General features: G+C 57.6%; 10 protein-coding genes. 5 read left to right on the forward strand and 5 right to left on the reverse strand.

Annotated elements, in window-relative coordinates:
- Positions 1–8 precede the first annotated feature (8 nt).
- From BLR44_RS06735 to BLR44_RS28560, 3 genes are all read right to left on the reverse strand, one after another.
- Positions 9–1,337 carry a hypothetical protein gene (locus tag BLR44_RS06735; RefSeq protein ID WP_089680529.1) on the reverse strand — a complete coding sequence of 443 codons (1,329 nt, stop codon included), beginning with the start codon at positions 1,335–1,337 and terminating at the stop codon, positions 9–11.
- A gap of 309 nt (positions 1,338–1,646) precedes the next feature.
- Positions 1,647–3,305 (reverse strand): SulP family inorganic anion transporter, encoded by a 1,659-nt coding sequence (locus tag BLR44_RS06740; RefSeq protein ID WP_089680531.1) that lies wholly within the window; start codon positions 3,303–3,305, stop codon positions 1,647–1,649.
- 245 nt (positions 3,306–3,550) lie between these two features.
- Positions 3,551–3,916: a hypothetical protein gene (locus tag BLR44_RS28560; protein WP_143017161.1), complete on the reverse strand. Its 366-nt coding sequence runs from the start codon at positions 3,914–3,916 to the stop codon at positions 3,551–3,553.
- A gap of 409 nt (positions 3,917–4,325) precedes the next feature.
- Between BLR44_RS28560 and BLR44_RS06745 the strand changes: the two genes are divergently transcribed.
- The 3 genes from BLR44_RS06745 to BLR44_RS06755 all read left to right on the forward strand — a co-directional run bounded on the left by BLR44_RS06745 (position 4,326) and on the right by BLR44_RS06755 (position 9,081).
- Positions 4,326–7,070 carry a SusC/RagA family TonB-linked outer membrane protein gene (locus BLR44_RS06745; RefSeq protein ID WP_176955924.1) on the forward strand — a complete coding sequence of 915 codons (2,745 nt, stop codon included), beginning with the start codon at positions 4,326–4,328 and terminating at the stop codon, positions 7,068–7,070.
- An 86-nt stretch (positions 7,071–7,156) separates the two neighbouring features.
- Complete coding sequence (locus BLR44_RS06750) at positions 7,157–8,404, forward strand: sensor histidine kinase (protein ID WP_089680534.1); 1,248 nt, start codon at positions 7,157–7,159, stop codon at positions 8,402–8,404.
- Positions 8,401–9,081 carry a response regulator transcription factor gene (locus tag BLR44_RS06755; RefSeq protein ID WP_089680535.1) on the forward strand — a complete coding sequence of 227 codons (681 nt, stop codon included), beginning with the start codon at positions 8,401–8,403 and terminating at the stop codon, positions 9,079–9,081. Before BLR44_RS06750 ends, BLR44_RS06755 begins: the two co-directional genes overlap by 4 nt.
- Before the next feature lie 4 nt (positions 9,082–9,085).
- Here BLR44_RS06755 and BLR44_RS06760 read toward each other — a convergent pair whose 3' ends face one another.
- Positions 9,086–9,367, reverse strand: coding sequence for a hypothetical protein (locus BLR44_RS06760; RefSeq protein ID WP_176955925.1), 282 nt, complete (start codon positions 9,365–9,367; stop codon positions 9,086–9,088).
- 97 nt (positions 9,368–9,464) lie between these two features.
- Here BLR44_RS06760 and BLR44_RS06765 point away from each other — a divergent pair, with 97 nt between their 5' ends.
- Both BLR44_RS06765 and BLR44_RS06770 read left to right on the forward strand, forming a co-directional pair.
- Positions 9,465–10,142 (forward strand): peroxiredoxin-like family protein, encoded by a 678-nt coding sequence (locus BLR44_RS06765; protein ID WP_089680537.1) that lies wholly within the window; start codon positions 9,465–9,467, stop codon positions 10,140–10,142.
- Positions 10,143–10,369: 227 nt separating this feature from the next.
- Positions 10,370–11,242, forward strand: a complete 873-nt coding sequence (locus BLR44_RS06770; RefSeq protein WP_089680539.1) for a manganese catalase family protein — start codon at positions 10,370–10,372, stop codon at positions 11,240–11,242.
- Positions 11,243–11,333: 91 nt separating this feature from the next.
- Here BLR44_RS06770 and BLR44_RS06775 read toward each other — a convergent pair whose 3' ends face one another.
- Positions 11,334–12,602, reverse strand: a complete 1,269-nt coding sequence (locus BLR44_RS06775; protein ID WP_089680541.1) for an O-antigen ligase family protein — start codon at positions 12,600–12,602, stop codon at positions 11,334–11,336.
- Between the last annotated feature and the right edge of the window lie 20 nt (positions 12,603–12,622).

A 12,622-nucleotide genomic window follows, 5' to 3' on the forward strand; every position in this document is an offset into this window, starting at 1 on the left:
CCTTTTCTTTAAAAGTAAATCTGGTACTGCGCCGTGACTTGACTGCGCCGCCCGGTGGCGACACCCGCCCGGGTGAAAAGCGGACGATTTTGCCAGTCGAGAGTGATTTTGGACGTATGGCCTTTCAACAGCCAGTTAACCCCCAGGTTGGTAACAGCCATGCCATCTTGCAGCCGGTCGTAGTCGGCGTACATCAAGGCAAAGTAGGGTTGTAGTGCGCCCTGGTCGTCGCCCAGCCACGTGCGGGGCGTCAGGTAGCCCACCTGTGCGTAATAAACCTGACCGGTCCCGTACATAGGAAAGGCGTTTCCGGCACCCGCCAGCGTAGCCTGATGGGCCACCACGCCGTTCGCGGGATTCATCACGCCGGTCATGCGGAGGTAGCCCGGCCCGTAATCGTAATGAGAGAAACTGGCGTAGGCCGTCAGCGCTGTGCCCGCACTGGGGTTGAGCGGGGTATCGTAAAACACATCCACGGCCCACAGCCGCAGATCGGTAGACACCGTATCGCCCACTCCGCTGCCGGTGCGTTGGCGGTGCCACATGGCGTCGGGCTGTGCGATGAAGCCGGCCCCGAGGTTGAAAACCCGTTTGGTGCCCAGGTACGATCCCGTCATGTAGGGCGTCGTGTTGCCTTCCTGGTCCAGAAACTGGTACATGAAATACCCCTGGTATTGCTTTTTCGGAGGACGCTGCGAGAAGTTGGAAAACGTGCTGTCGAGTGCGGTAAAAAGGTTCGACGTTTGGATGGGCATGGGCTGCGTCAGCGCCAGCCGGTAGTCCAACTTGCCCGCCTTTCCTTTGGCGTACAAGCTCAGCTTGCGCAAAAACTCGTCGGTTGCGTCGTTGGTGGCCTGTTGGTACAGCGGAGCGTCCATGCCCAGAATTGACCCTACGCTGGGCGACGCAAAGCGCGATAAACCGCTCCAGGCCGTTAGCCCGGCGCCCACGGAAACGTAGCCCGGTGCCAGGGCATATTCGGTCAGCGCATCGTGAAAGAAGGCGCCCACCTTGCGGCTCGAAAGATAATTGAAGTTGTTTTGGCCGAATTGTGTGTAGAAGAAAATCCGGTCGGTCAGCTGGCCGTACAGTTGCAGGCGCGTGCGGCGCAGCCCGATGTCGAACGTTTCCGCTTTGGGAGTGCCAAAGACCGTGGTGCCGGGATTGCTCTGGTTGTAGCGTACCCACGTCTGGTTGAGAAACGTGGCTTTCACGTAGTGTGATCCGTCGTTGTTCAGGTGCAGTCGGATCTCCTTTTTTTCGGAAGCAGTGGTTTGGGCCACAACGGCGTCCGTCATCGACATCAACCCACTTATAAGAACGAGAAGTTTCTTCATGCAGTGTTGTCAAGCTGCCTTCGGAGCGGGCGGCACCGTACCGCCTCTTCGCTAGATTTCCTCCAATTGGCCGTAAGAAATATCCGGAAGTCGGTGCGCCGTTTTCCCGTTGCGTGGTGGCCGGGTTGCCGTTGGCAGACGTGCCCAAGACCCGCGCCGGACGGTAGCGACGCGACCTCCAGACCATTGATGGCCAGCAATATAGACCTTTATGTACACCCATGTTCTACAATCGTTTTTAAAACCCGTTCTGTGCCTGGAGGTCGTGATGGCTCCCAACGGCCTGCGCCACCGGGAGCATCACGAAACTCAGGGGGTGGTGAGTGGGTCGGCGGTATTCGTTTTTTTGCGACGCGTTGCCGTAGGATGATCGGAAACGGGCTGGTGATCGTCCATGCCCACGACTTCGACGCGGCCACCTTTGAACGTATAGTCGGCTTCGAACCGATGCAAATGCTCCATAAACGTGTGGTCGACCACACGCGTCTGTGAAAAATCCAGCAGGACGCGCTTCCCACTCGGAATGGCGTCGAGGCGCTTTTTGAACCACAGGTAATTGCTGAATACCGCGGCCCGCTGCACTTTGATGTGTACCGTGTCGGGTTGACTGACGTCGACCAGAACGCTCGACCAAAACAGCGAACGCAGCGAAGCGCCCGACGTGAGGTGGATCAGAATTTTCACCAGAATTCCCGCGCCGATGCCCACCAGCAGGTCGGTCGCCAGCGTCACAATGACCGTGGTACAGTAAATGGCCAGTTGCTCGGGACCCACCTGGTACGCTTTGGCGAACGCCCGTGGGGACGCCAGCCGGTAGCCCGTGTAGATGAGCAGTGCCGCCAGCGCGGCCAGTGGAATCTGATGAATCAGCCGGGGCAGGAAGGCCACAAACAGGAGCAGAAAAGCGCCGTGGAAGAAGTTGGCCCATCGGGTACGGGCTCCGCTGTGGAGGTTGGCCGAACTGCGCACCACCTCCGAAATCATGGGCAGCGCCCCTACTAAGCCGCATAGCGCATTGCCCAGCCCTATGGCAAACAGATCTTTGCTCAGACGCGATTTTCGTTGGTACGGGTCAAGGGCGTCGATGGCTTTCACCGTCAGCAGCGATTCCAAACTTCCCACCAGCGCCAGCATGAACACGTACTTCCAGGTGGCAAAATCGCCCAGCTTGCCGAAATCAGGGAACACCAGCCCTTCGGTAATGCGGTCGGGCAGGGTGATCAGAAACTCTGGTCCCAGGGTGTATTCGTGGTGATCGAGAAATAGATACTTGTGTGCGTGGGCCAGGTCGAAGTAGAACCCCAGCGGAACAGCGACCAGAATCACCAGCATGGGGGCGGGCATCAGGCGGGCGTACCGGTTGTTGAGCAACGGCACGCCTATCAGTATCGCCAGACTGACTACGCCGATGATGGCGACCTCGGGATTCATGTCGGCTAAGAAACGCGGCAGGTTCAGCACCAGGTCGAACGGCGACTGGCTTCCGGGCGAAGCACCCAACAGCACCGGAATTTGTTTGGCCATGATCCGGATGCCGATGGCGGCCAGCATGCCGTGCACAGCCGAAGCGGGAAAAAAATCCCCAAACTGCCCGGCCTTCACCAGACTGAAGGCGACCTGGACAAGCCCGGCGACGACGATTACGGCCAGCGCATAGCGATAGCCTGTCAGGAGGTGGCCCTGCCCCAGCGTATCTACCGCCCCCGCCATGATTGCGATCAGCCCCACGGCCGGCCCTTTGATGGTGAGTTGCGCGTCGGAAAAGAACGTTATCAGCACGCCGCCGATCACCGCCGTCATCAGACCGGCCATGGGCGGAAACCCCGATGCTATGGCAATGCCCAGGCTCAGAGGCAACACGATCAGAAACACCAGCAGGCCCGACACCAGATCCGCTCTCCAGGTCTGCTGAAACCCCGCCCAGCCTGCCGGGGGTGCTACGAGAATCGTTTCTGTGTGAACCGACATAGAATTTACAGAGGAGGTTACGATGAAAGCAAATCGAGGCGACCGCCCTGGCGGAAGCCACCGTTCGGGTGGAGGCATCGGGTCAATCCCAACGGCCGAGCGCTGCGGGCTTAGCGTTTTCCAGAAAAGTCAGCGATCCTTTGGTGCCTCTTCGGAAGGAAGAGACCCGTGGGGCGAACGGCGGATGGGTCTCTTGTGCCCCATAGCACCGTGATAAACGTTGAGGCGAGACGTATCGCGTTTCGCTAGATGCGAAAGCGGTGAAAAAGAAGGTAGCGAGGCAGGCGGGGGCGGGGCGTCCGCGATGCCAGGGCACTAGTAGACAGCGAAGTCTGCCCGACTGCAGGGTGGTAGAAAAAGGGAGCCACGCCCCGGGAGGTAAAATCACAATCCGATTCGGCTTCGGAATCCGTTATTGCCTCAGTCGCCAGCATGTCGCGGTCAACAGCACTTTGGCGATATACAAAAAAATGAGGAGTGGCTTTGGCTGTTGCGGTCAGCACCGCAGTTCCAGAGTAGGTGTGCGCAGCATCAGCCGTACCCGCTGGGTAGCTCCATCCCCACAGGACGAAGCACAAGAGCGAGACGACATGGAGAAGTGCGCTTTTCATCAGGTTGATTTCTTCTACAACGTTCGGGGTTTTTAAAGGGATTTCCTAAAGAAATAAGGCCCCAAACCGGCGATTTAATAGAATTTTAATTAGTTGAGAAGGTGAAGAATGAAGCATACTGAAGGCCTTTATCCATGCCTCTTACCCCACTTTTCGGAGCTGATCCAGCAGGAGGGAGCGCTATGGTAAGGTGAAGAGGAGCATGCTATTTTTTGAGTATTGTCTTGGGTGATGTATGAGCCGCAGAGGAGCGAAAAGTTTTCTATAAACGATTTAGCTTCAGTGCGTTCGTATAGAGCATAGTCTTTGTAAACGCTAAGAAAATGCTCAGTTCATCGAAGTAGTTGGGGGGCTGATGAGTTGGGTATGTACACGATTCTATTATCTTGGTGCGACTTTTCACCACCGTATGGACCGACTCTTTTTCCTCCTTCTGCTTGTGCCCGTAGCGCTTCTACAGGCGCAGTTACCTGATCTTCCAGCAGCTCCCGCCGATTCTACCGAACTCCTGGGTCAGGGAATCTCCCGCTTTCCAGCCAATCGCGTGACAGATGCGCAGCCGCAGGCGGGGCTGGTCGTAACGGCCGAACAGTTGCTGCGCGGCCAGATTGGCGGACTGATCACACAACGCGACTCGTGGGTGCCGGGCAGTGCAAGCCATCTGTACCTATACGGGCCGCGCGTCATGACCGGCAATCCGAATCCGATTTTTATCATCGACGGCATGCCGGTGTTTCCGGAACGCCCCCGTGACGGCGAAGCTTCCCTGAGCGAACTCATCGGCCTGAATCCCGAAGATATTGCCTCGATGCAGGTCGTGACTGACCCGGCCGCCCTGGCGCGTTATGGCATTCAGGGCGTGAAAGGTGTGGTGCTGATCACGACCCAACAGGGCGCCTCCGAACAAGGCCGGCTGACTTACCACACCACGTTTCGCGTAAGCCGCCCTGCGCGGCGCTACCCGCTGCTTCAGGCGGCTGACTGGACGCAGTACTATAACGAAGCCGCCACCTACCGAGGCGACAGTCTGTTGTTGCCGCCCCCCACCACCGACACCGACTGGCAGGAGGAAATTTTTCGCCCGGCGTTCGGCACATCGCATCAGCTCAGCTACGCCGGACTGCGGAACAAAACCCGTTATTACGCTTCCGGCAACTACTTTATGCAGGAGGGACTGCTTCGGCAGGACAAGCTGCAACGCCTGAGCGGGCGGCTGAACGTGCAGCAGCAACTGGGACAACGCCTGACCCTCAGCGGCCGCGTCGCTTACAGTGTGACCGACCTTCCGGCCTCGTTGGCCAACCTTACCCGCAGCCAATCGATCGTGAATACGGCGCTGTTGATGGCGCCTACCGTGCCGGTGTACGACAGCGATGGCCTGTACACGCAGTACTACGACTATTTCAGACATAGTCGACCGTATACCAACCCAGTGCAGCAGCTGGTAGACCATCAGAGTGAGGGCACACAGCGTGAACTTGTGACGCAGCTAGGGGCAACGTATCGGCTCCTTGACCGACTTTCGCTCAACTACCACCTGGGGTACCGCCAGCGACACGTCACAACTTACCGGGAGTCGCTGTTGTACACCTTCCGGGGGTACCCGGATACCATTTACAGCCATACCTACGATAACTATCTGCACAAAACCGATCAGTTCTTTAGTGCTCTGTCGGCAACGCATACGCAAACCTGGCGCGAGCACCATGTGCTGACGAGTACCGCAGGGACGGAGGTACACTTCTGGAAGGAAACGATGGAGCAGTATGGCGGAGATCTCGAAGGGAAGTACACGAGTCGGCGTTACTATCGGGCAGAGCAGGGTTTTCGAAGCGTGTGGGCAGACCTTACCTATACCTTTAAGGAGCGCTACCAGATACAGTGGGTTAATCGCTGGGATAAGTTGTATGCGCAATTGAGTAAACATCACCACGGGATTGCTTCGGCGGCAACACTTACCTGGAAAGTGCATCAGGAAAACTGGTGGTCGTGGGGCGGTAGTATCCCGCAGTTAGAGCTTTACGCAGGATTCGGAAAACTGAATGGCGTGCCTGAAGGAGTGGAGCATTTAGGTGGTTTTTCGATACTGAAACCGCGTGTTGGCTCCCTGCCAGCGTTGATGTTTGTGGACTGGGAGCGTCACTATCAGGCTAAAACGGGTGTACGCATTGCTTTACTGGAAGGAAAATTATGGGGTGAACTCACGGGATACTCACTCTGGGGTAAGGAGCTGATGTTCCACATGACCGAAGGCTTACCACCTAATTCCGGCTATTTTCCCAGAAGTGGGGGAGAAATGGTGAATCGGGGTGCGAGTCTGGCACTGACCGGGCAATGGAAAAAAGACCGCTGGGGCTATCAGCTCAGTGGTAATGTAAGCTACAATAAAAACAAAGCCTGGCCCTACGGCCAAAAAGGTGCCGTGGTCATGGGAAGCGGGGGCACCTGGTATGACACTACGGGCGGCGGATCAGGGACTCCTAAACCCATACATCATCCTACGGATGGGCAGCCTTTGGGAGCATATCGCGCCTACCTGACAGAGGGTATTCTGCGCGATCAGGCAGCCGTCGATGCGCAGAGGGTGTTGACCACGCAATCGGACCGGTACATTACATTGGGAGGGCGGCGGTTTGTAGATCGGAACGGGAGCGGTGCCATCGATAATAAAGATCCTTTTGTGATTGGGGCTCCTGTCCCTGCCTGGAACATGGGGCTATCGCAGCAGTTTCGGTACGGGGCCGTCGGGCTCAACGTGTCGCTACAAGGGGTGACGGGTAACGTCATTTTGCGTAAGCAGAAATACGAACTCCTCTATAACGAAGGGTGGGCGAATGTTACGCAGGACCGCTTTCAGAATCGCTGGACGCCGGAACATCCTGATGCGACAGAACCGCGGGCTGGTTATTGGGAACCTGTAGCGTATGCCGATGCATTTTTCGAACCCGGTGCCTACCTGCGCATCCAGCACGTGGGCCTCACATATGAGTTGCCGGTGCGGTCTTTACAAGCCATGCAATTCTCGGTCGGAGGGCAGAACCTGTACACCGTTACGCGCTACTCCGGCCTGGATCCGGAAGTGGCGGATGGCACCGATGCCTACGCTTATCCTTCGCCCCGCACGTTCTTCATCGGGTTGAAGGTCAGCCTCTGAGTCAGGTCAGGAGAAACGTTAATGAAACGTTAACGCTGCGCACAACCCGCCGGAACCTCTTATCTTTAAGATATTTCCGAGTGGTTATGAAACGATCTAAAATTCGGGTGATGGTGGTGCTGGGTGTACTGGCGGTAGCCGGACTGCTTACGGCCCAGCTGCTCTGGCTCAAGCGCGCCTACGAGGCCGAAACGCGCGCCTTCGATTTCTCGGTGCAGTCGGCACTGACCACCCTGGCCAACGAACTGTTGCCCGACCAGGAATCCGCGCCGTCTCTGCCGCCGGTGCGGCAACTCGCCTCGAACTTTTTTGTGGTGGAACTGGAGCGGGCTGTCGATCCCCAAGTGGTCGACCAGCGCCTGCGGGAAGAACTGAGCCGCCGGCATCTGCTGACCGCCTACGAGTGGGGCTTGCTCAACGCCGACCGCGACACGCTCGCGCTGGGGCACTTTGTGCCCGCTACCGGGGGATCGCTACCGTCGGCGTACCTGCGCAACGATGGCCCGGCGCGCTACAACCTTGCGCTGCTGTTCCCCGACAAACGTGCTTACCTGGTCCGCGAAATGGACCTCTGGCTGCTGGCCACCGTGGGGCTACTGCTGGTGGTGGGCTTCTTTGGGTACACCATGGTGCAGGTGCTGCGCGAAAAGCGCCTCTCCGAGATGAAAACGGACTTTATCAACAACCTGACGCACGAACTCAAAACGCCCATCACCAACATCGGCATCGCCAGTGAGTTGATGGAGCACGCGTCGGATGTGGCCAAGCAACAGCAGTACGCCGGGATCATCACCCGGGAAAACCAGCGGTTGCGGGCGCAGGTAGAGCGCGTGCTGCAAATGGCCGCGCTGGAGCAGAAAGAGTTGGCGCTGGACCGGACGGAAGTGGATCTGCACGCCATTCTGGGCGAAACGTTGCGGAGCATCGGCGTGCGGGTGCAACAGCGGGCGGGGCAGGTGCTGGCCGATCTCAACGCCAGTCGGGTGCGGCTAGTGGGCGATCCGCTGCACCTGAGCAACGCGTTTTTCAACCTGCTCGACAATGCCGAGAAATACTCGCCCGCCGCACCGCAGATTGCCGTCACTACCCAAGACTACGGTCATGGCGTGTTGGTGACGATTGCCGACCAGGGTCGAGGCATCCGGAAAGAAGATCAGCCGCACATTTTCGAGAAATTCTACCGCGTTCCGACCGGCAATACGCACGACGTGAAGGGCTTCGGGCTGGGCTTGAGTTACGTGAAATCCATCATCGACGCCCACCGGGGCACCATCACGCTCGACAGCGACCAGGGGCGGGGCAGTCGGTTCGAACTATTTTTTCCGACGGCATGAACATTCTGTTGGTGGAAGACGACGCCAGTCTGGGCTTTCTGCTCGAAGATCACCTCGACGCGCAGGGCTACGCCGTGTTGCGCTGCGAAGACGGGGCGGCGGGGCAGCAGGCCTTTCAGCGGGGCCGGTTCGACCTCTGCGTGCTGGACGTGATGCTGCCGAAAGTAGACGGCTTTCAACTGGCAGAAACCATTCGGCGTACCGATCCACACGTGCCCATTCTGTTTCTGACGGCCCGCGATCAGAAAGAAGACCGCATCCGGGGGTTTCGCCTCGGCGCCGACGACTACGTCACAAAACCTTTTAGCATCGAAGAGTTGGACCTGCGGATTCGGGCCATCTTGCGGCGTACGAAAGACCAACCCGCTGACGCTACGGAATATCGCTTCGGACAGGCTACGTTCGATTACCCTAATCAGGTGCTGCGGATCGCCGACCAGCGTCATCAACTCACGCAGCGGGAAGCCGATCTGTTAAGAATGCTGGCGCAGCACCCGAACCAAGTAGTGAAGCGCGAGGTGATTCTGAAAGCCCTCTGGCAGGATGAAGGCTATTTTGTGACGCGCAGCATGGACGTGTTCATCTCCCGCCTTCGTAAGTATCTGCGTCCCGACCCTTCGCTCCACATCGCCAACGTACACGGAGTAGGCTACAAACTGGAGGTAGCGTCGGCCTGAACCGTTACGGATGCCCCGTGCCGCGTAGCCTCTGTTGCGGTTCCGCTTGTTTTGCTTCGGCTACTTCTTCCAACATCGCTTCCAGGTCAATTTCGGGCAGGTCGTGGTACCAGTCCACGTGCGGCGACCATTCGGCACACGCATGGCATTGCGTATGCTGCCAGCGGAAATGGCACTGGGGACAGCGCCCCTGCGTTTCGAACGCGTTCCAGTGGTGGCCGCAGTGGCACATCCAGCGGGAATGCGGGCCGGGTTCCCAGGTGCATTTGGGGCAATAAATTTCCATGATAAAGCGAGGGTTAGGTCGTGAATCCGACATTCAGAGGAAGAATAAGATGGCAATTTTGAGCCGTACTTCCTAACCAGACTCCACGTTGTTTCCAATGAAACCTTTGTCGCTTATGCTGTTGGTGGGCCTATTGGCCGCCTGCCAGCCGTCGCCCGCCCGTCAGCAGAAATCTTCGGCCACGTCACCCGAACCGGAGGCCGAAGCCCTGGCGCAATACGGCATCGATGCCGCGCGTGGAGTGCCCGAAGGCCTGTCGGTAGGGGAGATGGCGCCTGACTTTTCGGCGTTCGATGATCGGGGGAATGTGGTGCACCTGGCGGAACTGCGCCAGCAAGGACCGGTGGTGCTGCTGTTTTACCGGGGGCACTGGTGCCCGGTCTGCAACCGCTACCTGAGTGCGTTCCAGGATTCGTTACGATACCTCACAGACCAGGGAGCGCAGGTGGTGGCCGTGACGCCGGAAACGGCTGACCTGGCCGAAGAAATGGTGGCTAAGCACGGGTTGCAGTTCACGGTGGTTTCCGATTCCAGCTACGCGATCATGGAGGCCTATGGCGTTGCGTTCGACGTGACGGACGACTATGCCGGGCGAGTGAGCCGAAGTGGCAAGAATCCGGGCATTGCCCAGTTCAACGCCGATACCGATGGGGCGGCCCGCCTGCCGATTCCGGCGACGTACGTCATTGGGACGGACGGTCGCATTCGGTGGGCGCACGTCAATCCCGACTACCGCAAGCGGGCCTCGGTGCGCGACATCGCAGAGGCTTTATAACGGAAGCAGTTTTGGGATTTGGTGTTGATAGCGAACGGGTTAGTCTGAAAATAAGCGCAGAAAACTCACCCCTTCCCCTAAACTTCTGCCACTTCGGCCCGTAGTAAACAGCGATACACTTGGACGCTCCGAGTGCTTTTTAAACTGGGACACTTTTCATTTTTTCGACTTTTCCATTCGTGAGAAAGGTGTTCTGCCATTCATTTTTAACCTTAACTTTTTGTGTCATGTTTTATCACGACAAAAAACTACAGTACAACGTACGTGTAGAAAAACCCAACCCCCTCTTCGCAAAAATGCTGCAACAAGCCATCGGCGGCATCGAAGGCGAAATTCGCGTTTGTTTGCAGTACCTCTTCCAGGCGTGGGGTGCCCGCGGTCCGGTTAAGTACCGCGACATGCTGCTGGAAACCGGTACGGAAGAAATGGCGCACATCGAGATGCTCTGCACCGCGGTGGCGCTGAATCTGGAGGGTGCCGAAAACGTAATCAAAGACCAGATTGCGGGTGCCAATCCCGTAGTGGAAGCGGTGCTGGGTGGTATGAACCCCCGTCACATTTTATCGAGTGGGTTGGCCGCAATGGCCTCCGACAGCAACGGCGTGCCGTTCAGCGGGGCCTACGTGGTGGGTACCGGCAACATCGCTGCCGATATGTACTCGAACGTAACGGCCGAGGCCGGCGGGCGTGCACTGGCAACACGTTTGTACGCCATGACCGACGATCCGGGGATGAAGGACATGCTCTCGTTTCTGATTGCCCGCGACACCATGCACCAGAACCAGTGGCTGGCGGTGTTGGAAGAACTCGGCGACGTGCACCCGATTCCCAACAGTTTTCCGCAAGACAAAGAGAACCAAGAGTTTAGCTACTCTTTCATTTCGACGGACCTTCAACGTGAGCCATACGAACGGCGTTGGACTACCGGTACGGCACCTGATGGTAAAGGTAAATTTTCGTTTGCCGTGGCTGAACCACACGGGCAGGAGCCGCAACTCGGTCCGCCCATTCCGGAAGCCTTTGCGCAGCGTCAGCAGGTAGAACAGCATCCGCAGACCAATGGCGAAGTCGCAGGCATGTCCGGCACGAGCCGTCGGTAAATTCTGTCACTAAATCATCCATGACGGGGTTGTATCAGGAGGTGCAACCCCGTTTTTGTACGGTATCGGGGGCAACCCTGCCGAACCGCATTCAGGTATGCGCCGCTTCGCCGCGTAGGTAGGTCAGGTGCAGCATGGGGAACAGAAGGCCGATGTACAACCCCAGTTGGGTATTCAGCGCATCTTCGAACAGCATCGACAGGGTGATGACCAAGTAAAAGGCGCTGAGCGGCAAAAAGCGGTACCGGCGTCCGCTTAACCAGGGATAATAGAAAAGAAAGAGGAAGCCACCCAGGCCCACGAGGCCCTCGGCCGCCATAAACCGCAGGAATTCGTTGTGCGGCATCAGGTAGTTGTCGGGCGTGATGTACGTATGTTCCTGGCGGTAGCGTTCCTGCAATGCAGCCTGTACGTTTCCTTCGCCAACGCCGAATAGCGGATTGGCCCGGAACGTGTCCCAGGCTACCTGATAGGCCAGCAGCCGCCGCGCCATAGAGTAATTATTCGCGCTCGCGGGGTCGTTCTGGTACTGCTCCAAGTCGTATAGCGTGTATTCGACGCGCTTCTGCAGCGTTTCCAGGCGAGTAAAGGCCACTACTGCCGTGCCCAGGATCACCAACAGGAGCAGCGCGCCCACCCAACGCTTTTGTCTGCCCAACTGACGGAGGGCCAACCAGGCGGCCAATGCATAGAAACAGATCAGCCCGGTGCGGACCGCCAAGATATGTAAGAAAAGCACAAAAAAGCATGTAACTGCCAGAAAGATAATTCGTTTGAAAAGAGACGAGGCTTGCTGGGCCAGGTAACCGCTGCAAAAAAGTGCGTAGCATACCAGTACGCTGTAACGTACGTGGTGTGTCACCGTGAACATGATACCGGCTCTGCCGTAGGCCTGTAGCACTTCCTCCCGATGCAAGAAATAGTCGCGCAGACTAAAGAAGCTGGTGAGGAGCGTCATCGCTACGAAAGCAAGCAGGTACCTCTGGTACGTACGGGCAGTCAACGCCGGGAGTAGTGCAAAAGCCAGGGGCAATACCACAAAAAGAACTTTCATTTCGAGCTGACCGGTTGCGTACCCAACGTTGGTTTGGGCCGTAAACACCATACTGAAGGCCAGCAGAACGTAGATGGCCATATAGGCCCAGAACGGCGGCTCGCGCAGGGACTGCCAGAACGGCGGACGGGTGCGGAGAGCATGCGCCAAGGCGGAAATCAGCAAAGCTGCCAACGCGATGTTGGGCCACACCCGGATGTGTTCGACTAAGAAAATGCCCGAAAGAAGCCCTAAAATGCCTACCTGGATGCCTGTTTCGATCCACTGATCGAGCGAGCGAGGAGGGCGGGAAAGAAGAGAACGCATGGGCAACAAAAGTATCTTTT

The sequence above is a fragment of the Catalinimonas alkaloidigena genome (genome assembly GCF_900100765.1).
Classification (GTDB): domain Bacteria; phylum Bacteroidota; class Bacteroidia; order Cytophagales; family Flexibacteraceae; genus Mooreia; species Mooreia alkaloidigena.

Bases quoted from the DNA above. Each gene is read 5' to 3' on its own strand.
- BLR44_RS06735 (WP_089680529.1), bottom strand. From the start codon at position 1,337: ATGAAGAAACTTCTCGTTCTTATAAGTGGGTTGATGTCGATGACGGAC.
- BLR44_RS06740 (WP_089680531.1), bottom strand. From the start codon at position 3,305: ATGTCGGTTCACACAGAAACGATTCTCGTAGCACCCCCGGCAGGCTGG.
- BLR44_RS28560 (WP_143017161.1), bottom strand. From the start codon at position 3,916: ATGAAAAGCGCACTTCTCCATGTCGTCTCGCTCTTGTGCTTCGTCCTG.
- BLR44_RS06745 (WP_176955924.1), top strand. From the start codon at position 4,326: ATGGACCGACTCTTTTTCCTCCTTCTGCTTGTGCCCGTAGCGCTTCTA.
- BLR44_RS06750 (WP_089680534.1), top strand. From the start codon at position 7,157: ATGAAACGATCTAAAATTCGGGTGATGGTGGTGCTGGGTGTACTGGCG.
- BLR44_RS06755 (WP_089680535.1), top strand. From the start codon at position 8,401: ATGAACATTCTGTTGGTGGAAGACGACGCCAGTCTGGGCTTTCTGCTC.
- BLR44_RS06760 (WP_176955925.1), bottom strand. From the start codon at position 9,367: ATGGAAATTTATTGCCCCAAATGCACCTGGGAACCCGGCCCGCATTCC.
- BLR44_RS06765 (WP_089680537.1), top strand. From the start codon at position 9,465: ATGAAACCTTTGTCGCTTATGCTGTTGGTGGGCCTATTGGCCGCCTGC.
- BLR44_RS06770 (WP_089680539.1), top strand. From the start codon at position 10,370: ATGTTTTATCACGACAAAAAACTACAGTACAACGTACGTGTAGAAAAA.
- BLR44_RS06775 (WP_089680541.1), bottom strand. From the start codon at position 12,602: ATGCGTTCTCTTCTTTCCCGCCCTCCTCGCTCGCTCGATCAGTGGATC.